19 protein-coding genes and 1 pseudogene are annotated in these 20625 nt (G+C 68.5%); 14 read left to right on the top strand and 6 right to left on the bottom strand.

Translation table 11 applies throughout. The annotated features are described in order from the left end of the window. Nucleotides 1-10 precede the first annotated feature (10 nt). Entirely contained in the window at nucleotides 11-1486 is a 1476-nt protein-coding gene (locus tag AC1DP3_RS15485; RefSeq protein ID WP_477294800.1) for an APC family permease, read from the bottom strand. Nucleotides 1487-1726: 240 nt separating this feature from the next. Between AC1DP3_RS15485 and AC1DP3_RS15480 the strand changes: the two genes are divergently transcribed. The 4 genes from AC1DP3_RS15480 (at nucleotide 1727) to AC1DP3_RS15465 (ending at nucleotide 5753) form a co-directional block, all read left to right on the top strand. Then, nucleotides 1727-3223 carry an APC family permease gene (locus tag AC1DP3_RS15480; RefSeq protein WP_477294799.1) on the top strand — a complete coding sequence of 499 codons (1497 nt, stop codon included), beginning with the start codon at nucleotides 1727-1729 and terminating at the stop codon, nucleotides 3221-3223. Further along, nucleotides 3220-3927: a helix-turn-helix domain-containing protein gene (locus AC1DP3_RS15475; protein ID WP_477294797.1), complete on the top strand. Its 708-nt coding sequence runs from the start codon at nucleotides 3220-3222 to the stop codon at nucleotides 3925-3927. Before AC1DP3_RS15480 ends, AC1DP3_RS15475 begins: the two co-directional genes overlap by 4 nt. A 75-nt stretch (nucleotides 3928-4002) precedes the next feature. Continuing rightward, entirely contained in the window at nucleotides 4003-4659 is a 657-nt protein-coding gene (locus tag AC1DP3_RS15470) for an SDR family oxidoreductase (protein ID WP_477294795.1), read from the top strand. Between the two features lie 44 nt (nucleotides 4660-4703). Then, nucleotides 4704-5753, top strand: a complete 1050-nt coding sequence (locus tag AC1DP3_RS15465; RefSeq protein WP_477294794.1) for a zinc-dependent alcohol dehydrogenase family protein — start codon at nucleotides 4704-4706, stop codon at nucleotides 5751-5753. A gap of 18 nt (nucleotides 5754-5771) precedes the next feature. Here the strand turns inward: AC1DP3_RS15465 and AC1DP3_RS15460 are convergent, their stop codons facing one another. From AC1DP3_RS15460 to AC1DP3_RS15445, 4 genes are all read right to left on the bottom strand, one after another. Continuing rightward, nucleotides 5772-6056: a hypothetical protein gene (locus AC1DP3_RS15460; protein WP_477294792.1), complete on the bottom strand. Its 285-nt coding sequence runs from the start codon at nucleotides 6054-6056 to the stop codon at nucleotides 5772-5774. A 379-nt stretch (nucleotides 6057-6435) separates the two neighbouring features. Then, nucleotides 6436-7239, bottom strand: a complete 804-nt coding sequence (locus tag AC1DP3_RS15455; protein ID WP_477294790.1) for a prolipoprotein diacylglyceryl transferase — start codon at nucleotides 7237-7239, stop codon at nucleotides 6436-6438. Nucleotides 7240-7242: 3 nt separating this feature from the next. Further along, nucleotides 7243-7560, bottom strand: a complete 318-nt coding sequence (locus AC1DP3_RS15450; RefSeq protein ID WP_477294788.1) for a hypothetical protein — start codon at nucleotides 7558-7560, stop codon at nucleotides 7243-7245. Beyond that, nucleotides 7557-9152: a radical SAM protein gene (locus tag AC1DP3_RS15445; RefSeq protein WP_477294786.1), complete on the bottom strand. Its 1596-nt coding sequence runs from the start codon at nucleotides 9150-9152 to the stop codon at nucleotides 7557-7559. The genes AC1DP3_RS15450 and AC1DP3_RS15445 overlap by 4 nt, the downstream gene beginning before the upstream one ends. A gap of 232 nt (nucleotides 9153-9384) precedes the next feature. Between AC1DP3_RS15445 and AC1DP3_RS15440 the strand changes: the two genes are divergently transcribed. From AC1DP3_RS15440 to uvrB, 7 genes are all read left to right on the top strand, one after another. Then, entirely contained in the window at nucleotides 9385-9549 is a 165-nt protein-coding gene (locus tag AC1DP3_RS15440; protein WP_477294784.1) for a hypothetical protein, read from the top strand. Next, on the top strand, nucleotides 9549-10328 hold the full coding sequence (locus tag AC1DP3_RS15435) for a PH domain-containing protein (protein WP_477294782.1): 780 nt from the start codon (nucleotides 9549-9551) through the stop codon (nucleotides 10326-10328). The genes AC1DP3_RS15440 and AC1DP3_RS15435 overlap by 1 nt, the downstream gene beginning before the upstream one ends. A gap of 236 nt (nucleotides 10329-10564) precedes the next feature. Beyond that, entirely contained in the window at nucleotides 10565-12013 is a 1449-nt protein-coding gene (rpsA, locus tag AC1DP3_RS15430) for a 30S ribosomal protein S1 (RefSeq protein ID WP_477294781.1), read from the top strand. A gap of 126 nt (nucleotides 12014-12139) precedes the next feature. Beyond that, nucleotides 12140-12697 (top strand): GIY-YIG nuclease family protein, encoded by a 558-nt coding sequence (locus AC1DP3_RS15425; RefSeq protein ID WP_477294779.1) that lies wholly within the window; start codon nucleotides 12140-12142, stop codon nucleotides 12695-12697. A 129-nt stretch (nucleotides 12698-12826) separates the two neighbouring features. Beyond that, nucleotides 12827-13525 (top strand): hypothetical protein, encoded by a 699-nt coding sequence (locus tag AC1DP3_RS15420; protein WP_477294777.1) that lies wholly within the window; start codon nucleotides 12827-12829, stop codon nucleotides 13523-13525. A gap of 44 nt (nucleotides 13526-13569) precedes the next feature. After that, nucleotides 13570-14190, top strand: coding sequence for a dephospho-CoA kinase (gene coaE, locus AC1DP3_RS15415; RefSeq protein WP_477294775.1), 621 nt, complete (start codon nucleotides 13570-13572; stop codon nucleotides 14188-14190). Nucleotides 14191-14269: 79 nt separating this feature from the next. Then, nucleotides 14270-16351 carry an excinuclease ABC subunit UvrB gene (gene uvrB, locus AC1DP3_RS15410; RefSeq protein WP_477294773.1) on the top strand — a complete coding sequence of 694 codons (2082 nt, stop codon included), beginning with the start codon at nucleotides 14270-14272 and terminating at the stop codon, nucleotides 16349-16351. A 44-nt stretch (nucleotides 16352-16395) separates the two neighbouring features. On the opposite strand, the gene AC1DP3_RS15405 is transcribed toward uvrB, so the two are convergent. Further along, on the bottom strand, nucleotides 16396-16647 hold the full coding sequence (locus tag AC1DP3_RS15405) for a hypothetical protein (protein ID WP_477294772.1): 252 nt from the start codon (nucleotides 16645-16647) through the stop codon (nucleotides 16396-16398). Between the two features lie 42 nt (nucleotides 16648-16689). Between AC1DP3_RS15405 and AC1DP3_RS15400 the strand changes: the two genes are divergently transcribed. From AC1DP3_RS15400 to AC1DP3_RS15390, 3 genes and pseudogenes are all read left to right on the top strand, one after another. Next, on the top strand, nucleotides 16690-17148 hold the full coding sequence (locus AC1DP3_RS15400; RefSeq protein ID WP_477294770.1) for a MarR family winged helix-turn-helix transcriptional regulator: 459 nt from the start codon (nucleotides 16690-16692) through the stop codon (nucleotides 17146-17148). 198 nt (nucleotides 17149-17346) lie between these two features. After that, nucleotides 17347-19749, top strand: coding sequence for a 5'-nucleotidase C-terminal domain-containing protein (locus AC1DP3_RS15395; RefSeq protein ID WP_477294768.1), 2403 nt, complete (start codon nucleotides 17347-17349; stop codon nucleotides 19747-19749). 178 nt (nucleotides 19750-19927) lie between these two features. Further along, nucleotides 19928-20625, top strand: a pseudogene (locus AC1DP3_RS15390) (excinuclease ABC subunit UvrA); the annotation flags it as partial.

Raw genomic sequence — 20625 nt, 5'->3', positions numbered from 1 at the left:
AGGGTGTCGGTCAGCCGGCGATGGTGTCGATGAGCTTGGCCCACGCCGCCGGGCGGCGTCGGCGGATCCACGCGGCCTGTGCGTAGCCGAAGGCGGGGAAGATGACGATGAGCGCCAGGAGGAACCAGCTCACGGCGCCGAACACCGGGGTGCCATCGGCGGACACGTCGCCCACCATCAGCGGGAAGTAGGCCGTGATGAGCACGGCCGACAGCACCAGGCCGAGGAAGCCGAGCGCCGGCGCGATGACGGTGTTCCAGACACGGCCGTCCTTCTTGCTCTTGAAGAAGTAGACGATCACCGCGACTGATGTGACGGCCATGAGGAGCGCGATAGCGAGGGTCGCGACACCCGCGAACCAGGTGAACACGGCGAGCACCGGGTCGAGCTGGAACGCCGCGAACACTCCGATCAGCACCACGGCAGTCACGGTCTGCACGAGCGAGGACACGTGCGGCGAAAGGTGGGTCGCGTGCACGGCACCGACCCGGTCGGGCAGCACGCCCGCGTTCGCCATCGAGTGCTGGTAGCGGGTGATGACGTTGTGGAACGACAGGACGCACGCGAACATCGACGTGATGAGGAGGACGTTGGTGATGACCTCGCCGGCGGTGCCGAGGTACTGGGCCATCGTGCGCAGGATCAGGCTCCCCGGGTCGGCGGCGGCCGCGTTGAGGATCGCGCTCGGACCCCATGCCATCACGAGGCCCCACGCCGCGAGGGTGTAGAAGATGCCGATGCCGATGACGGCCGCGTAGGTCGCGCGGGGGATGGTCTTGTTCGGATCCCGTGCCTCATCTCGGAAGATCGCCGTCGCCTCGAACCCGATGAAGGCCGCGATGGCGAACATGAGGCCAACGCCCGGCGAGCCGCTCACGATGTTCTCGGGGGCGAACGGCGCGAGGCTCAGGCCCTCGGCGCCGCCGGAGAACACGACGGCCGCAACGAGCACGAGCACGATGCCGACCTCTGCCACGAGCAGCACCCCGAGCACCTTCGACGACAGGTCGATGTGGCGGTACCCCAGCACGCCGACGAGGCCGATCATGAGAAGCGCGAAGAGCCACCACGGCAGCCCGGGGCCGCCGAGGGACGAGACCGTGTAGCTCAGGATGTAGCCGACGTAGCCGTAGACCGACACCTGGATGGTCGTGTAGGTCAGCATCGCGATCCACGCCGCCGCGAGGCCGGTGGAGCGCCCGAGCCCGTAGCCCACGTAGGTGAAGAAGGCGCCGGGCTTGGGGATGTGCTGCGACATCGCGGCCAGCCCGACAGCGAAGAAGAGCAGGATGACGGCGCTGATCGCGTACAGCGCCGGGAAGCCCACGCCGTTGCCGAGAAGGATGCCGAGCGGCGCCGCGCCCCCGACGACAGTGAGGGGCGACGCGGCCGCGACGACCATGAAGACGATCGCCGTGACGCCGAGAGAGCCGCGCAGCGTCCGCTTGGCGGATGCCTCGACCCCGGCAGATTCGAGTTGGGTCATTTCTGTCCTTTCCAGGACGGGTGTGAAGGATGCCCCGAGCCTCGCCGACGGCGATTGCACGGCCGTCTCGGCGGTGTGAAGGCTCGCGCATCCCGAACGGGAGCGTGCGGCCGTGCTGTCTCATTCGGGAGACACGAGCCGGAAACACGGGGGAAGCGGCCGTGCAACGGTGGCTCGATAGCCTCGCCGCAGGCAGCACCGGGAGGTCTCCATGACGGCACAGCACCGCGGCGACGCGTCGTGACCGCCCTCCAGCGTGCGATCGCGCGACCACGGCCGGTCCACGACTTCGCCGGCACCTCACCGCTGGAGGGCCTCGAACGGCGCAGCGTCGGCTTCCTCGACGTGCTGGGCCAGTCGGTGTCCGCCGTCGCCCCCTCGGCGGCGGCGACGACGATGATCCTGCTCGTCTCGGGGGTCGCCACCCCCGTCAACACCGTGGTGGCGGTCATCGTCGCGGCGCTCCTGTCGCTCATGGTGGCGCGCACCATCAATCAGTTCGCGCGGCGGATGGTCACGAGCGGCTCGCTCTTCACGTATGTGGCGAAAGGCCTCGGACCGGTTGCGTCGATATCGACGGCGAGCGCGAGTCTCGTCGGCTACGGCTTCGTGTCGGTGTTCGCGCTCCTCGGCGGCGCGCATTACCTCTCGATCCTTGCCGAGCGCTTGCGGCCCGACCTGGCGGGCCCGACGACCACCGCGGGCCTGCTCCTGTTCGAAGGTGCGGTGCTGTCGATCGTGCTGGTGCGCGGCATCCGTCTGTCGACGCGTGTCGCCCTTGTCGTCGAGGTGCTGTCGGTCGCGCTCATCGCGGGCATCCTCGTCGCGCTGCTCGTGCGGATCGGACCGGTCGATCTCGCCGCCGTGGTGCCGGCCACAGGCGGAGTGTCTGCATCGGCGATCGCGGCCGGCGCCGTGCTTGCACTCACAGCGTTCGTCGGGTTCGAGAGCGCCTCGACCCTTGGCGTCGAGGCGCGGGCGCCGCTGCGCAACATTCCTCGCGCCATCTCCGGGACGGTGGTCGTCGCCGGGCTCCTCTACGTGCTCGCGGCATACACGCAGGTCGCCGGGTTCGCGACGCTCGATCGCGATCTCACCGGGTCCGAGTCGCCCGTGAACGACCTCGCCACGGCGTTCGGAGTCGATCAGTGGGGGGCGGTCGCCGACGTCGGGATCGCGGCATCCTTTCTCGCGTGCGCCATCGCCTCGACGACGGCGCTCACCCGCGTGCTGTTCGCGATGGGACGGGACGGGATCGTGCCGCTGTGGTTCGGGTCGGTGCACGCGCGACTGCGCACGCCCATTGCGGCCATCGGGGTCGCGGTTCCGCTCGTCGTGCTCGCGCCCGTCGGCCTCGTGCTCGCCGGCGTCGGGGTGTGGCGTGCCATGGAGGTCGTCATCGTCGTCGCGGGGGTCGGCTACATCGTCGCCTACGCCCTCGTGTGCGTCGCGGCTCCTGCGTTCCTGCGCCGCATCGGAGAACTCACTGCCGGGGCGGGGCTCGTGGCGGCGCTCGCCGCCGTCGCCCTGACCGGCGGTCTCGTCATGTACCTCGTGGTCGAGGGCGCTGCGGGCAACCCGGGCGTGTGGGTCGCGACGGGCCTCGCGATCCTCGTCGGCGTGCTCGTCATATGGCGGGCACGGCCGGGCGCGCCACCGCTCGACGACATCGGCTCGTACGACGAGCCTCTTGCCTCGCAGGTACTGGGCGGGGTGGCGCGCAGGGAGCCGGAGTGAGCGAGGCAGGCAGGTCTGGGGCGCCGTCGCTGGCGGCCCGTCAGCCGCGCGCCATCCACAGCGCCCTCACAGTCCTCGAGGCGGTGGCCGGGATCGGGGCGGGCGCCACCGCTCGCGAACTCTCAGATGCTCTCGGTCTGCCGCGTGCGACGACCTATCGCCTGCTCAACCTGCTCGTGCAGGACGAGTACCTCGTGCGCACCCCTGACCTGTCGGGTTTCGCGCTGGGGGCGAAGGTCGTGCACCTGGCCGTTGCAGCGGCGCCGATCCGGCTGCCTACGGCGGCGCGCGAGGTCATCGCGGAGGCGCGCAGCGCCGTCCGCGGTGGGGTGCACGTCGTGCGGTACGACGAAGGGCGGCTGTCGATCGCCGACGCCGACCCGGACTTCCCGCTCAGCGACACCGTCCGGCTCGTGCGGGAGCCCGAACGGTTCGCCCTGGGGCGCCTGATGCTCGTCGAGCAGGGAGCGCCTGGCGAAGTGATCCCAGCCGCGGCATCCGACCTCCGAGTGTGGGGTGCGACGCGGCAGATCGGCGAGTTCTCGGCGGGAATCGGATGCGTCGCTGTGCCCATTCGGGATGCCGCAGGGGCGCTCGCAGGCGCAATCGGGTTCTCCGGAGCACGCCACCGCGTCGAAGACCCGCGTCGGCTGGTGGAGGTGCTCGCGCCCGCGGCGAAACGACTGTCTCCTCTCCTGACCTGAGTCCCACCATCGACGCAAGCCCACGCGGATCCGACGATGAGGCGACTACGCTGGCCGAAACCGAAGGAGCTCCGCATGGCGAGGATCTTGATCATCGGCGGCCACGGCCGGCTCGCCCTGCTCTCAGAGCCGCTGCTCGTCTCCCAGGGCGACACCGTGACGGCGGTCATCAGAAATCGAGACCACGAGGCTGACGTCGCGGCGACCGGTGCGACACCACTCGTGGCCGACATCGAGACGTTCGATGTGGACCAGCTGACGAATCTCGTGAGCGGCAACGATGTCGTGGTGTGGGCCGCCGGCGCCGGCGGCGGCAATCCCGCCCGCACGTACGCCGTGGATCGCGACGCTGCGATGCGATCGATTGATGCCGCGAGCGCCGCGGGCGTGCGCCGCTACGTCATGGTGTCGTGGATCGGCTCGAAGGAGGGCCACGGCGTAGCGCCCGAGAACCCGTTCTTCGCCTACGCCGACGCGAAGCTCGCCGCCGACGAGCACCTGCGCGCGAGCGGGCTGGACTGGACGATCCTCGCGCCCGGAACCCTCACCTTGGACGAGCCGACGGGTCGCATCACGATCGATCCCTCGGGAGCGGGTGAGGTCTCCCGAGCGGATGTAGCCGCGGTGATGGTCGCCGCCCTGGACGATCCCGCCGCCACGATCGGGCAGACGATCCGGTTCGGCGCGGGCGATGCGCCGATCGCCGACGCACTGCGGTCGCTCGCGGAGTGACGGGACCGGTCCGAGGTGACCCCGGGCCGCTCTAGGCTCGAAGCATGCTGGCCACCGTCATCCACGCCGAGCGCGACATCCGTGTAGAAGAAGTTCCCGATCCCGTCCTCTCGACGGGTCCCGACGCCATCGTGCGCGTCGTCGCGGCGTGTGTGTGCGGCTCGGACCTGTGGCCGTATCGCGGCGTCACGAAGACCGAGGAGCCCCATCGCATCGGACATGAGTTCGTCGGGATCGTCGAGGAGGTCGGGCCGCAGGTCGAGGTCATCAGGCCGGGCGACTTCGTGATCGCTCCCTTCTACGTGTGCGACGGCACGTGCCTCAACTGCCGCAACGGCGTGAGCACCTCGTGCCTCACCGGCGGCTGGTGGGGCAGCGACGATCGCTTCGGCGGCTTCGCGGACGGCGGTCAGGGCGAGCGCATCCGCGTGCCGCTGGCCGATGGCACCCTCGCGGTCGTGCCGGGCCCGGTGGGCGACGACGAGATCCCCGGACTCCTGACGCTCAGCGACGTGATGGGGACCGGCCACCACGCGGCCGTCTCGGCGGGGGTCAGCCCCGGCGACTCTGTCGCCGTTGTCGGTGACGGCGCCGTCGGGCTCTGCGCCATCATCGCCGCCAAGCGCCTCGGAGCGACCACGATCATCGCGATGTCGAGGCACCCGCAGCGGCAGGCTCTCGCACGGCAGTTCGGCGCGACGCACATCGTCGAGGAGCGAGGGGATGCCGGCATCGCCCGGGTGCAGGAGCTCACCGACGACATCGGCGCAGACCGCGTGCTCGAGTGCGTCGGGACGAAGGAGTCGATGGACCAGGCACTCCGTTCGGCGCGACCGGGCGGCATGGTCGGCTACGTCGGCGTGCCCAACGGGGGTCCGGAGCTGCCCATCCGGTCGATGTTCAGTCGCAATGTCGGCGTCAACGGGGGAGTGGCGCCGGTGCGCGGCTACATCGAGGAGCTGCTGCCCGATGTGCGCTCCGGTGCGATTCAGCCCGGTCTCGTGTTCGATCTGGAACTGCCTCTCAGCGAGGCGGCCGAGGCGTATGCGGCGATGGATGAGCGCCGCGCGACCAAGGTGCTCCTGCGCCCCTGAGCCGGCGCGCCCGCCGGTTCAGGCCGGGTAGCCGACGAATGCGGGTGCGACGCAGGGGCCGACGAGCAGGATCCAGCCCGCCGCGAAGACGATGAGCATGCCCGCGGCGCCCGGCCGGAGGCGGGGTCGGAAGAGCATCACGATCGCCACGATCGGTGCGATGAGGAACGTGACGGCCAGCCCCACCAGCGACACCATGCCGTTTCCGCTGTAGGTGGCCCCAAGGGAGGCGATCACGATGCCGACCCCGACGATGGCGCTCACGATGAATGCCCCGATGCCGACGAGGATGCCCGCGAGCACCGAGAACCGGCCTTCCTTCGGGGCGGTGCCCGGAGGCGGCGTCGCCGACCACCCTGGCGGGGGAGGCGCCGGCCAGCCGCCGCTCGGCGGTGTGCCTGACCAGCCTGGCGGAGGGGCGGCCGAGCCTGGCGGAGGGGCGGCCACGCCTGGCGGAGGGGCGGCCGCGCCTGGCGGAGGGGCGGCCGCGCCTGGGGGCGGCACCGGCCCCGCCGCCGGCGGCGCCCAGTCGGCTCGCGGATTGCTCGCATCCGGGGGCGGTTGATCCACACCCGCTGGCGACGGACTCGCATCACCGACCGGTTTCTGGTCGGGCCCAGACTTCTGGTCGGGCTCGGGCTCTGGGCTGGGATCGCGCCCCGGCACCGGCTCGTCGGTCGGTTCAGGCGATTCGTCCACGAATGGGCATCCTCTCTGGCTGGGTGTATGCGCCGCGCGAGGCCTGCACCGCGATGCGGGCCAGCAGCAGCGGGATCGTCACGAGCAGGAACAGCTGCGGCCGAGTGAGGCCGAGCCAGACCACTTCATTGCCCCGCACGAACTCGACGGCGAAGCGGAAGAGCGCGTAGGCGCCTATATAGATCGTGAGCGTCTCCCCGGATGCGATCGGCCGGTGCCGAAGCCAGAACCACAGCACCGCGAACGCGACGGCGTGGAAGACGATCTCGTAGACGAAACTCGGGTGCAGCGGAACGCCCGCCGGGGCGGCGAGGCGGGCCGCGGCCTCCGCATCGAGGACGATGCCCCAGTCGGCGCCCGTCGGAGTGCCCGGTTTCTCCGTGAGAAGGCATCCGATCCGTCCGATGGCGAGGCCTGCGGCCACGGCGGGAGCAAAGAGATCGCCGGTGCGCAGCGGATATCGAACGATGCGCTTGGCCGCGTGCACGCCGAGCCAGGCGCCCACGAGTGCGCTCAGCATCGACGCGTTGCCATAGGCGAGCTGCTCCACGAGTCCGAGATTCCGGGTCGGATCGAGGTGCTGAGCCCAGGTGCCGAGGCGCATGAAGATCGCCGCGCCCGCCACTGCACCCAGAACGAGGTACACGACCCGCTCGTCCCTCTGCCCTCGCCGGCGCGATTCGATGACGAACAGGAGCCCAGCCACGCCCATCCCGAGCGCCACGAACGCCGAGTGCGTGTCGACCGCGAAGGGGAGCCCGAAGAGGTCCTGCAGAGTGGGGAACACGGCTCACAGCAGCCGATCGATCCAGAACCCGACCCAGAACGGGATCATGATGGCGGCTGCGGCGGCGAGCACGATGAGGTACGCGAGCACGAGCCGCGTGTCGCCGAGCTTGCAGCGCGAGCGGAGCAGGCCTTCCCGGCGCGCCCGCGCGTAGCCGGCGATCGCGAGCAGAGCGAAGCCGAGCAGGGCGATCGGACCGAGCAGCACGGCCAGCAGGGCGACGGTGGCGTAGACGCAGAGGCGCAGCGGGTCGAACGGCGCAGCGGGGTCGCCGACTCCCTCGTCGTAGCGATTGAGATGCGAGAAGTCCTGCCCGCTCATGCCGGCACCGTGAGCGGCAGTGTCCGGCGCCCGCCCGTCGCTGTCGAGATGCGAGTGCGCGACAGCGGGGCCCATGCCTGCACGGCGCAGAACGGCGCACACTGGTGGGCGTCGGTCGTCGCATTGACGGTGGCGACGTGGACGCAGCACTGCGTCAGCCGCTCCTCGATCATCGTGTTCATATCCATGAACGGCTTCACCGTGACGCGCAGCACCCGCTCGCCCATCATCCGGCGGAGGCGCTGGTGCTGTCCGGGAAGGGTGGAGGTGGCCAGCGCGGTGAGCGTGCCGATGCCCAGGTCGCAGTTCTGGCAGATGTCGCGCCAGATGGTGCCCATCGACGGATGCGACAGCGACGACTGTTCGCTCAGCAGGTCGAGCAGCGAGCCCTTGACGGCATCACGAAGCGCCTTGCTCACGGACTTGTCGGCGATCCGGTTGGCGAGCAGCTCGGGCTCGAGGTCGAGGAACTCCTTCAGGCGATCATGGCCGATGAGCGTCGTGAGCGACTTCCAGTCACCGGCGTCATCGCGCAGCAGGTAGCCCACCGAGCAGCAATGCGGATGGCTGCACGGCAGTGCGGTGAGGTCGGTCCAGCTGACCTGGCCATCGGTCTGCGGCCCCAGACGGGCGAGCACGCCGGTGTGCGTCAGGCGGTCATCCGGGTCGATGCCGCTCGAGCGGCCAGAACCGAAAACGGGCTGGATCGTGACTCCGCCCACGTACGGCGTCGCCATCGCACGCCGGATCACGGCGCCGATCTCGTCGTCGTTGACGCCGAGCGCCGCCGTCATGGTGAGGGTCATGAAGACGCCCGCTTCCGACAGTCGCTCCACTGCGCGCTGCTTGAACCGGCGGATGTCGGCGCCGCGGTGATACTTGGCAGACTGCGCGCTCTCGCCGTCGTACTGGAGGTACACCTCCACGCGCTCGCGGTGTCGCTTCAGCGTCGCCACGAACTCGTCGTCCTGGGCGATGCGCAGGCCGTTCGAGTTGAGGAGGATCCGCACGATGGGTCGCGCCACCAGGTGATCGAGCAGCTGCTCGAGCCAGGGGTAGAGCGTGGGCTCGCCACCGCTCAGCATCAGGACGTCGAGTCGGCCGTTCTCCTTCTCGAGCCGGGCGTCTACCGATGCGAGAACAGCGGCGAGTGGGGCGACCGCGGTGGATTGCGGGCCGGATTCCGCGAAGCACGTGGGGCACCGCAGATTGCAGTGGTCGGTGAGGTCTTCGAGAAGGATGCAGGTGTGCTGCGTCTGCATCTGCGGGAGGCCGTCCTCATAGGCCGAGGGCACCGGCTTGAAGTTGCCCGCGGCGTCGGGGCCGTGCACCTTCGTCGGCGCCGTCCACTGCTCGAGATAGGAGAGGATCTCGGCAGACTCGTCGTAGAGAGTGCGTACGAGCCCGTGATCCGGGCACCCGCGTTCCAGCCAGACCCGCGTGTCGCGCACGGCGAGCCAGCCGGAGAGACGCCGCACCTCCGACAGCGGGCGCTCCGGATCCTCTTCGTGGCAGCGGGGGCAGAAGGCGTTCACGTAGCGATGCACGCGGTAGTCCCGCAGCGGCATGCCGGTGGCAGAGGGCGCCGTCATCTGCGCGCCGCGGACCGTGCGAGGGAGGACGTCATCAGACTCCTTGGTCAGCCGTCGTGTTGACCGCAATCGTGGAGTGCTCGGCATCCGGTGTCAACGGGTGCCTGCGTATCGGCGGGGATCCGGGCGCTCCCCGCGTGCCTGCCGCGAATCATCCCTGCCCACGATATAAAGAGGAGGCGTTGCGTTCCGGGGATCGATCCCTGATCCTCGACCTGAAAGGACCCCACGCGTGAAAATCGTCAAGCGCGTCATCATCGGGCTCGTCATCGCGTTCGCCGTCTTCTACCTCGTCACCAAGCCGCAGGATGCCGCGGGTGCCGTTCAGGGCGTCATCGCTGCGCTCTGGGGCGCCGGTGTCGCCATCGTGGACTTCTTCGTGGCGCTCATCAGCTGATGACCCTTCTCGATCCGCGGATCGAAAAGCACCTCATCGCCGACCAGGGCGAGGTGGTGATCGACGAGGTGCGCAAGCACTGGGCGGCGACTGTCGCGGCGGTGCTCGAGCTCGTGGCCGGCGTGCTCCTGCTGTTCCTGCTCTCGTTGGCTGTGCCGCCGCTGCCGTGGTGGGTCGCCGTTGCGCTCGGCTGCGGCGTGATGGCGCACGCCGGGTGGCGGATCCTCGAGCAGAAGGCCGATCGCTTCGTCATCACGAACATGCGGGTGTTCCGCGTGCACGGCATCCTGTCGCAGAGCATCGCCACGATGCCCCTGGCGCGCATCCTGGACATCTCGGTGCACAAGCCGGTGATCGGCCGCATCTTCGGCTTCGGCCATTTCATCTTCGAGTCAGCCGCGCAGGCGCAGGGGCTCCGCGAGATCCGCTTCGTCGGTGATCCGGATCGGCGCGGGCTGACCATCCAGCGGGTGATCCAGCAGGCGGGGCTTCGCGGGTCGATCGGGGGCGGTCCCGAGCCGAGTCCGGCTGCCGCGCAGACGCCGGCCGGACCGCCGGCCCCTCCGCCGCCGCCGCTGCCGGTGCCAGCCGGCTTCGAGGAGCTGTCCACTCCCCGGCAGGATCCATCGGCCCGCCAGACCCAGGGCGACTGGCTCGCCGACGCGCACCGCCGAGAGCGGGAGAGGCTTGCCGAGCTTCGCGGTGAGTCCGCGAGCCCTGGTGCCGAGCGCTTCGACCCGGACCGAACACCCACGTCGCCGATTCAGCTCCCACGCTGAGCGAATGAGGGCTCGGGAGGTGGCATCGGACCGCCGGTTCCCCCCGCGTTTCTGATACCCTGAAGTGTCACATGTGTGGCTATATCGCCACGCCCGGGTTCCGGCTTCGCGCCTGACTCACGGTGACTCGCACCAAAACAATCCGCTTCGCTTCCATCGAGGCATCCGTTCGCGCTCCCGCGGCCGGATCGCGGTGGAAGCCCGAGAAAACCAACCCAACAAGGACAACCCACTACATGACTACCGCAACGACCGCCCCGGCCACCAAGCAGGTCGCCATCAATGACATCGGATCTGCTGAGGACTTCCTGGCTGCGGTCGAACTGACCCTCAAGTTCTTCAACGACGGCGACCTCATCGAAGGAACCGTCGTGAAGATCGACCGCGACKAGGTCCTCCTCGATGTCGGCTACAAGACCGAGGGCGTCATCCCCTCGCGTGAGCTCTCGATCAAGCACGACGTCGACCCCAATGAGGTCGTCAAGGTCGGCGACGAGGTCGAAGCCCTGGTTCTCCAGAAGGAGGACAAGGAGGGCCGCCTCATCCTGTCCAAGAAGCGCGCGCAGTACGAGCGTGCGTGGGGCGACGTGGAGAAGATCAAGGAGAACGACGGTGTCGTCACCGGCTCCGTGATCGAGGTCGTCAAGGGTGGCCTCATCGTCGACATCGGCCTCCGCGGCTTCCTCCCGGCCTCGCTCATCGAGCTGCGCCGCGTCCGCGACCTGACGCCGTACCTCGGCCAGGAGATCGAGGCGAAGATCCTCGAGCTCGACAAGAACCGGAACAACGTCGTGCTGTCGCGCCGCGCCCTGCTCGAGCAGACGCAGTCCGAGTCGCGCACCACGTTCCTCAACAACCTGCACAAGGGCCAGGTCCGCAAGGGCACGGTCTCCTCGATCGTCAACTTCGGTGCGTTCGTCGACCTGGGCGGCGTGGACGGCCTCGTGCACGTCTCCGAGCTCTCGTGGAAGCACATCGAGCACGCGTCCGAGGTCGTGGAGGTCGGCCAGGAGGTCACCGTCGAGATCCTCGAGGTCGACCTCGACCGCGAGCGCGTCTCGCTGTCGCTCAAGGCGACGCAGGAAGACCCGTGGCAGGTCTTCGCCCGCACGCACGCCATCGGCCAGGTCGCCCCGGGTAAGGTCACGAAGCTCGTTCCGTTCGGTGCGTTCGTCCGCGTCGCCGACGGCATCGAGGGCCTCGTGCACATCTCCGAGCTCTCGGGCAAGCACGTCGAGCTCGCCGAGCAGGTCGTGTCGGTCGCCGAAGAGGTCTTCGTCAAGATCATCGACATCGACCTCGAGCGTCGTCGCATCTCGCTGTCGCTCAAGCAGGCCAACGAGTCGGTCGACCCCAACGGCACCGAGTTCGACCCGGCTCTCTACGGCATGGTCACGGAGTACGACGAGCTCGGGGAGTACAAGTACCCCGAGGGCTTCGACCCCGAGACCAACGCGTGGCTCGAAGGATTCGACGAGCAGCGCGAGCAGTGGGAGCAGGAGTACGCCGCTGCCCAGGGTCGCTGGGAGGCGCACAAGGCTGCCGTCGCCAAGGCTCTCGAGGCCGAGGCTGCTGCTCCGGTCGAGACCGGTGCGTCGTCCTTCTCGTCCGACAGCGGCCCCGCCGGCACGCTGGCAGACGACGAGGCCCTCGCCGCTCTGCGCGAGAAGCTCTCGGGTCGCTGATCCGGCTCTGACCGCTTCCCGCGGTCGGGTTCACGAAAGGGCCGTCACCTTCGGGTGGCGGCCCTTTCGCCGTCTGCCCTCGCATGCGAAAGCCCTGGTGTCGGCGGCTGCTCGTAGTCTGCGAAGGTGACGACACCTGCCACGGCATGCCTGGTCGGGGACGGATGCCGCGGCCCGGTGCCGCTCGATGCTCCGCTCCCGCTCTGCGAGCGCCACCTCGCCGCAGCGGCCGACTGGGCGGCGTCGACGTACGGCGTGACGGACGCCCTTCCCTCGCCCTGCCGGCTCTGCGGATCGCGACTCGGCATCCGGTACCCCTCCGGTTGGCTCTGCGCGACGTGCGAGTGGCGGCACGGCGAGCTGATCGACGGCGAGCTGCCGCCGCCCCGAGTCGATGTCGTCTACTACCTGGGGTACGCCGACAGGGTGAAGATCGGCACGACCTCGAACCCGCGACAGCGGTTCGCCGCGATCTGGCACGACGACCTCTTGGCGCTCGAGCGAGGCGACCGCAGGCTCGAGCAGCAGCGGCACGGTGAGTTCGCCGCCGAGCGGTTCGGAAGGACCGAGTGGTTCGAGCACTCCGAGCGTCTGCAGTGCCACATCGAGAGCGTCGGCGGGGGAGTCGACCCGTGGGACTCCTATCACCGATGGGTGAGCGAGGCGAGGGCGCTTCGCAGCTGACGGTGCGCGAGAGAATCTCAGGGCAGACGCCTCGAGCGGCCCTCCGTGAGGCCCTCGCGCAGATCGCATCCACAGACCGTTCCGAGCGACGCGATATAGCGTGAGAGATCCCCACAGACTTCGGAGGACATGATGGGATTCCTGGACCGGCTGTTCGGCACCGACAATTCGCGCCGACAGGCTCCGCCTCTTCCACAGAACCCGTACGGTCAGCCCGCCTACGGCCAGCCCGGATATACCGGGGCCGCGCAAGCATCCTCGCAGCCCGGCACACAGCCGCCGAAGAGCGAGGACGAGCTCGCGATCGAGCGGTACCGCTACCTGCTTCGCACCGCTCCGCCCCAGACGATCGAGCAGGTGCACGCCGAGGCGTTCTCGAAGCTCTCGCCGGCGCAGCGACAGCAAGTGCTGGCCGACCTCAAGGCGGGACTCCCGCCGTATGAGCAGCCCCGAGCCGCCGATCCCCAGACCCTCGCCCGTGCCGCGACCCGCGCCGAGTACATGAACCCGGGGTTCATGGAGCGCACGCTGGGCACCCGCGGGCGGCAGAGTCCCGGTTTCGGCTCGATGGTCGGCGGATCGCTGCTGGGCACCGTCGCCGGCTATGTCATCGGGTCCGCGATCGTGAGTTCGTTCATGGCACCCGGCTTCGCCTACGATGCGGGCTACCAGGATGGCGCGGATGCCGGGGGCGGTGACGCGGGTGCGGATGGCGCCGCGGACGCCGGTGGAGATGCCTCCGGCTGGGGCGGCGACGGCGGTGCGAGCTGGGGCGGTGGCGACTTCGGCGGAGGCGACTTCGGCGGAGGCGGAGACTTCGGCTTCTAGCCGTTCTCCCCGTCCCGAACGCGCAGACGTGGCATCCTCGTTGCATGCCTCTTGTCGCACTCACCGGTGGCATCGCCTCGGGCAAGTCCACCATCGCCGCGCGGCTGGCCGAACGCGGAGCGGTCATCGTCGACGCCGATCAGATCGTGCGTGACGTGCAGCAGCCCGGATCCCCCGTTCTCGCCGACATCGCCGCCGAGTTCGGGGCTTCGATGCTCGCCCCGGACGGGTCGCTCGATCGTCCGGCGCTCGGAGCGCGCGTCTTCGGCGACGTGGATGCCGTGGGCCGGCTCAACGCGATCGTCCACCCGGCGGTGCGTCTCGAGTCCGCTCGAAGATTCGCGGCGGCCCTCTCGGCCGACGCCGCCGCTGTCGTGGTCTACGACGTTCCGCTGCTCGTGGAATCACGCAGGAGCGACCCATGGGAGCTCATCGTCGTCGCGCACGCACCCGCCGAGATGCGCAAGGGCCGATTGGTCGAGCTCCGGGGGATGAGCGAGCCGGATGCCGCGGCCCGCATCGCGTCACAGGTATCGGACGACGCGCGTCTCGCGATCGCCGACGTCGTCATCGACACGTCGGGGACCATAGACGACACACTGCGGCAGACCGACGACCTGTGGGAGCGGATGCCGGAGCTCATCACGGGGCGCGCTGCCCGCTGACCGCGACACCGTCGCCGGCCCTGATGTCGGTGGCCCCCTCGCCCGCCCCGATGTCGGTGGCCCCGCCTACGCTTGATGGGTGCAGACCACACGATCCGTACGACCGTTCGAGGTCATCAGCGACTACCAGCCGAGCGGCGATCAGCCTCAGGCGATCGCCGAGCTGGCGGCGCGCATCAACGCAGGAGAAACCGACGTCGTTCTGCTCGGCGCGACGGGCACGGGCAAGTCCGCCACGACGGCGTGGCTCGTCGAGGCCGTGCAGCGTCCGACCCTGGTGCTGGCCCACAACAAGACCCTCGCGGCACAGCTGGCGAACGAGTTCCGCGAGCTCATGCCGAACAATGCGGTCGAGTACTTCGTCAGCTACTACGACTACTACCAGCCCGAGGCCTACGTCCCTCAGACAGACACCTTCATCGAGAAGGACTCCTCGATCAACGCCGAAGTCGAGCGTCTGCGCCACTCGACGACGAACTCGCTGCTCAGCCGCCGAGACGTCGTGGTCGTCTCCACGGTCTCGTGCATCTACGGCCTCGGTGCGCCCGAGGAGTACATGCGCGCGATGGTGGCGCTGCAGGTGGGGGAGCGCTACGACCGCGACGCCCTCATCCGCAAGTTCATCGCGATGCAGTACAACCGCAACGACGTCGACTTCTCTCGGGGCAACTTCCGCGTCCGGGGCGACACGATCGAGATCATCCCGGTGTACGAGGAGTACGCGATCCGCATCGAGATGTTCGGCGATGAGATCGAGGCCCTCTACGTGCTCCATCCGCTGACCGGCGACGTGATCCAGCGACTGGACTCCGTGCCGATCTTTCCTGCGTCGCATTACGTCGCGGGCACCGAGACGGTGCAGCGGGCCATCGGCACCATCGAGCATGAGCTCGAGGAGCGTCTGAAAGAGCTCGAGTCGCAGCAGAAGCTGCTCGAAGCCCAGCGACTGCGCATGCGGACGACGTTCGATCTCGAGATGCTTCAGCAGCTCGGCTTCTGCTCGGGGATCGAGAACTACTCCCGGCACCTCGACGGCCGTGAGCCGGGTGCCCCGCCGCACACGCTGCTCGACTTCTTCCCTGACGACTTCCTCATGGTGATCGACGAGTCGCACGCGACCGTTCCGCAGATCGGGGCCATGTATGAGGGGGATGCCTCACGCAAGCGCACACTCGTCGAGCACGGCTTCCGCCTGCCGAGCGCCCTCGACAATCGTCCGCTGCGCTGGGACGAGTTCAAGGAGCGCGTGGGGCAGACCGTCTACCTCTCGGCCACTCCGGGCCGTTATGAGATGGGAATCGCCGACGGCATCGTGGAGCAGATCATCCGGCCGACCGGTCTGGTGGATCCGCAGATCATCGTCAAGCCTTCCAAGGGCCAGATCGACGACCTGCTCGAAGAGATCCGCCTCCGCACCGAACGCGACGAGCGCGTCCTCGTCACGACACTGACGAAGAAGATGGCCGAAGAGCTCACCGACTTCCTCGGCGAGCACGGGGTGCGCGTGCGCTACCTGCACTCAGACGTCGACACGCTGCGCCGTGTCGAGCTGCTCAGCGAGCTGCGCGCCGGCGTCTACGACGTGCTGGTGGGCATCAACCTCCTCCGCGAGGGACTCGACCTGCCCGAGGTGTCGCTCGTCTCGATCCTCGACGCCGACAAAGAGGGGTTCCTGCGTTCGGGCACGTCCCTCATCCAGACGATCGGCCGTGCCGCACGAAACGTCTCGGGCGAAGTGCACATGTACGCAGACAGGGTCACCGATTCGATGCGCAACGCGATCGAGGAAACCGATCGGCGCCGCGACAAGCAGATCGCCTACAACCTCGAGAAGGGGATCGACCCGCAGCCGCTCCGCAAGCGCATCGCCGACATCACCGAAGTGCTCGCACGCGAGGCTTCGGACACGAAGGCACTGCTCTCGCGCAAGGATGCACTGCACTCGAAGTCCGGCAAGGGCAAGTCGCCCACGCCCCGGCTGCGCCGGGAAGGCATTGCCGCCGAGGGTGCTGATCAACTGGAGGCGACGATCGGCGATCTTTCCGACCAGATGCTCGCGGCGGCCGCCGAGCTCAAGTTCGAGCTCGCGGCCCGGCTCCGCGACGAGGTCCAGGACCTCAAGAAGGAGTTGCGCGCCATGGAGCGCGCGGGCCACGCCTGAGCCGCGGCATCGTGCACCGGACGGGGATCTGCTCCGGCAGGTCCTCAGGGGCAGTGCATGAGCGGCTTGGGGCCACTGCGGTCGAAGGTGTGGGCCGTCATCGGGTGCCCGCACAGCGGGCACGCCTTCTCCGCGCGCTCCTCGACCGTCGGGGCGGCGGTCGTCTCGTAGGGACCCACCGACGCCGGGCCTGCCAGACGGATGAGGTTCGCGTTGATCCAGGCGTACCAGCCCCCGGCGTCAAGGACGCGCTCACGCAGTCGACGCTGTTCGGGAAGAGGGTCTTCGGAAGCCATATCCTTAGTGTACTAACTATTCGCGCACGATAGGATCACTTCATGGATACTCGGGATGACCTCCTCCTGCTCGACAATCAGCTGTGCTTCGCGCTGGTCACCGCCGCACGCAATGTCGTGGCGCTGTATCGTCCGGTGCTCGAGCCGCTCGGACTCACCCACCCGCAATACCTGGTGATGCTCGCATTGTGGGAGGTCTCGCCCCGCTCGCTGACCGAACTGGCGGATGCCCTCGCCATGGAGCCGGCGACCCTCTCGCCTCTTGTCAAGCGGCTCGAGGCGCAGGGTCGCATCACGCGCTCCCGCCGGGTGGGCGACGAGCGCGTGCTCGACATCGCGCTGACCGAGGAGGGCCGGTCGCTGCGCACGCTGGCACTCGAGGTTCCCGGTCAGATCATGGAGCGGACGGGAATGGATGCGGCGGCCCTCGCGGCCCTCCGAGACGGCCTCAGCCCGTTCGCGGGCGGACGAGAGCGCCACGAGGCACTCTCGCGATCCTGATTCCCCCCCAGGTCGCCAGTGGAACGGCGTGTGCGCGTCGGTGACACTGCGTCCCGGAGTGGTCGCCGGCAACACGGTTGTGTGAACTTCTTCTCATTCCCTAGGCAGACCCCCAGGCATTTCCTAGGCTCTGTCTCGAGACCCCATGCATCCCGCCGTGCCGAGGGTCCTGTCCACCCGACACGAAGAGGAACAAACATGCGCGCTCGGTCACACCCTGACCAGTCCCCGCGCCGCCGCAGGCTTGCGGTCGGAGCACTCACCACAGCAGTCGCGCTCGGCGCGGGTCTGGTCGCCGCACCTCCCGCTCAAGCGGCGACAACGGATATTCAGATCCTCGCGACCAACGACTTCCACGGCCGCATCCTCGATGAGGGGGCCCAGGCGGGCGCGGCGAAGCTCGCCGGTGCCGTCAAGCAGCTCCGTGCCGCGAACCCGAACACGGTGTTCGCCGCCGCGGGCGATCTGATCGGCGCGTCGACCTTCGAGTCGTTCATCCAGCACGACAAGCCCACGATCGACGCCCTCAATGCAGCCGGGCTGGAGGTCTCCGCGGTCGGAAACCATGAACTGGATCAGGGCTACGACGATCTCGTGAACCGCGTGATGGCTCCCTATGACGCCGTCGACAATCCCTATGGCGGCGCGCAGTGGCACTACATCGCGGCGAACCTCAAGGTGAAGGCCACCGGCAACGATGCCGTCCCCGCCACCTGGCTGAAGGAGATGAACGGATTCCAGGTGGGCTTCGTGGGAGCGGTGACCGAAGAGCTTCCATCGCTGGTGAGCCCGGCCGGCATCAGCGGGATCGAAGTCAAGGGAATCGTCGACACTGTCAACACCGAAGCCGCTGACCTCGTCTCGCAGGGCGCCGACATCGTCGTGATGCTCGTGCACGAGGGCGCACCCTCGACGAACTGCGCCACGATGCGCGAATCGGGCAAGTGGGCGGACATCATCAACGGCATCTCGCCGGATGTCGACGCGATCGTCTCCGGCCACACCCACCTCGCGTACAACTGCTCGTTCCCCGTGCCGGCCTGGCAGGGGCGGGCGGTCACCGAGCGTCCGGTCGTATCGGCAGGCCAATACGGCACGAGCCTCAACCGCCTGGTGTTCAGCGTCAACGAGAGTGGCGACGTCACGGCGAAGTCGCAGGACATCTTGGCGATCGCGGGATACCCGGCCGATCCCGACGTCGTGCCCATCGTCAAGGCGGCGAAGGATCAGGCGGACGTCCTCGGCGCACAGCCCCTCGGCAAGGTCAGCGGCGCCTTCAACCGCGCTCAGCTGAGCACGACCAACCCGACGACGGGTCTCCCGAATGAGAACCGCGGCGGCGAGTCGACGCTCGGCAACCTCGTGGCGGAAGTGCAGCGGTGGGCTACGGCGAACCCCGAGTCGGGCGCAACCCAGATCGCCTTCATGAACCCGGGCGGTCTCCGCGAGGACATGAAAGGCAGCGACCCCGGCGACGGGAGCTACCCGCGCACGCTGACGTACAAGCAGGCCGCGGTGGTCCAGCCCTTCGCGAACACGCTCGTCAACATGACCCTCACCGGCGCTCAGATCAAGACGGTGCTGGAGCAGCAGTGGCAGCGCACCATCTACAACGGCATTCCGACGCGTCCGTACCTTCGCCTCGGCGTCTCCGACGGATTCACGTACACCTACTCGCAGAGGGTCGTCACCGAAGCGCAGCAGGACGATCCTGCGACGCCGAACAAGAACGAGTCGCTCGATCCGGTCACCGCTCCGAAGGGCACGATCACGGGCATGTGGCTGAACGGCCAGCCCATCGACCTGGCGGCCGGCTACTCCGTGACGGTGAACTCGTTCCTGGCCTCCGGAGGCGACAACTTCCGCGAGCTGGCCAACGGCGTGGGCAAGCGAGACACCGGAAAAGTGGATCTCGCCGCGATGGTCGACTACATGGCGGCCTTCGCATCGACCACCCCGCTCGCTGTCGACTACGCGCAGCATGCCGTGGAGGTGGGCTTCCCTGCAGGCTCACCGACTGCGTACGACCTCGGCGCCACCGTCGGACTCGACGTGAAGTCGTGGTCGATGTCGACGCCCGCCGATGTCAAGGACAGCGAGATCGTCGTCTCACTCGACGGCGCGGTCCTGGGCACGGCGCCGGTGACGACCGCGCTGGGAACCGATCCGTATGACAACCTCGGCACGGCTCCGGTCTCGGTCGTCCTCCCCACCACGCTCACACCCGGCAGCAACGTCACACTGACGCTGACGGGTGCCAAGACGGGGACTTCGGTTCTGGTGCCGCTGACGATCGACAAGGCTGACAGCACCACTGTCGGCCTTCCGAACAAGACGCTCGCCAACTCGAAGGGCAACGGCGTCATCCAGTACGAGACCACCGTCACCGCGCAGTGGGGGACTCCTGTGACGGGTGACATCACCGTCTACGACGGAGAGGTGGCGATCGCGACGGGGACTCTCACGGCGGCGAGCAACGGGGTGATCAAGTTCAAGCTCCCGAAGCTCGGCAAGGGAGACCACCTCCTGCACGTCGTGTACTCGGGCAGCGACACGGTCAAGCCGTCGACGAGCGAGACCGTGGTCGTCACCGTCAAGTAGCGGAGGTCAGTCGCGGCTGTGGCCGTGACCGAGCGGATGCCGCGGGGCCTGTGCCCCGCGGCATCCCGCTTTTGCGGCATCCCTTCGCGACCGGCGAACACCCCGCGGGCCCAGTGTCGGAGGCCCCGCCTAAACTTGTCTGGTGCCCATTGTCCCTGTCGTCGTGCCCGCAAACGCCATGTCCCACGCCGCCCCGAAGCCCGGCTCCACCGGTCATCTCAGCGTGCGCGGCGCTCGCGTGCACAATCTCAAGGACGTCGACCTCGACATCCCACGCGACTCGCTCGTGGTGTTCACCGGACTGTCCGGCTCCGGCAAGTCGAGCCTCGCGTTCGACACGATCTTCGCCGAGGGTCAGCGCCGCTACGTCGAATCCCTGAGCGCCTACGCGCGTCAGTTCCTCGGCCAGGTGGATCGCCCCGACGTCGACTTCATCGAGGGGCTCAGCCCGGCGGTCAGCATCGACCAGAAGTCGACGAACCGCAATCCACGTTCTACGGTCGGCACGATCACCGAGATCCACGACTACATGCGCCTGCTGTGGGCGCGCATCGGCGTCCCGCACTGCCCGGAGTGCGGCGAGGTCATCCAGCGCCAGACGGTCCAGCAGATCGCCGACCAGCTGATGGATCTCCCCGATCGCACGCGCTACCAGATCGTCGCCCCGGTCGTCTCCCAGAAGAAGGGCGAGTTCGTCGACCTCTTCCGAGAGCTCGGCGCCAAGGGCTACGCGCGTGCGATCGTCGACGGCGAACTCATCCAGCTCGCCGAGCCGCCGACCCTGAAGAAGAGCTACAAGCACGACATCGCGGTCGTCATCGACCGGCTCGTGGCCGGCCCCGACATCCTGAGCCGTGTCACCGACTCGGTCGAGAC

It is taken from the genome of Microbacterium sp. P5_B6, assembly GCF_056400345.1.
Note: the sequence above shows the minus strand (reverse complement) of the source record. Positions and strands in the feature narration are given on the sequence as shown.

Bases quoted from the DNA above. Each gene is read 5' to 3' on its own strand.
- AC1DP3_RS15470 (WP_477294795.1), top strand. From the start codon at position 4,003: ATGGCGAGGATCTTGATCATCGGCGGCCACGGCCGGCTCGCCCTGCTC.
- AC1DP3_RS15485 (WP_477294800.1), bottom strand. From the start codon at position 1,486: ATGACCCAACTCGAATCTGCCGGGGTCGAGGCATCCGCCAAGCGGACG.
- AC1DP3_RS15405 (WP_477294772.1), bottom strand. From the start codon at position 16,647: ATGGCTTCCGAAGACCCTCTTCCCGAACAGCGTCGACTGCGTGAGCGC.
- AC1DP3_RS15420 (WP_477294777.1), top strand. From the start codon at position 12,827: ATGATGGGATTCCTGGACCGGCTGTTCGGCACCGACAATTCGCGCCGA.
- AC1DP3_RS15400 (WP_477294770.1), top strand. From the start codon at position 16,690: ATGGATACTCGGGATGACCTCCTCCTGCTCGACAATCAGCTGTGCTTC.
- AC1DP3_RS15465 (WP_477294794.1), top strand. From the start codon at position 4,704: ATGCTGGCCACCGTCATCCACGCCGAGCGCGACATCCGTGTAGAAGAA.
- AC1DP3_RS15445 (WP_477294786.1), bottom strand. From the start codon at position 9,152: ATGACGGCGCCCTCTGCCACCGGCATGCCGCTGCGGGACTACCGCGTG.
- AC1DP3_RS15435 (WP_477294782.1), top strand. From the start codon at position 9,549: ATGACCCTTCTCGATCCGCGGATCGAAAAGCACCTCATCGCCGACCAG.
- AC1DP3_RS15450 (WP_477294788.1), bottom strand. From the start codon at position 7,560: ATGAGCGGGCAGGACTTCTCGCATCTCAATCGCTACGACGAGGGAGTC.
- coaE (WP_477294775.1), top strand. From the start codon at position 13,570: ATGCCTCTTGTCGCACTCACCGGTGGCATCGCCTCGGGCAAGTCCACC.
- AC1DP3_RS15395 (WP_477294768.1), top strand. From the start codon at position 17,347: ATGCGCGCTCGGTCACACCCTGACCAGTCCCCGCGCCGCCGCAGGCTT.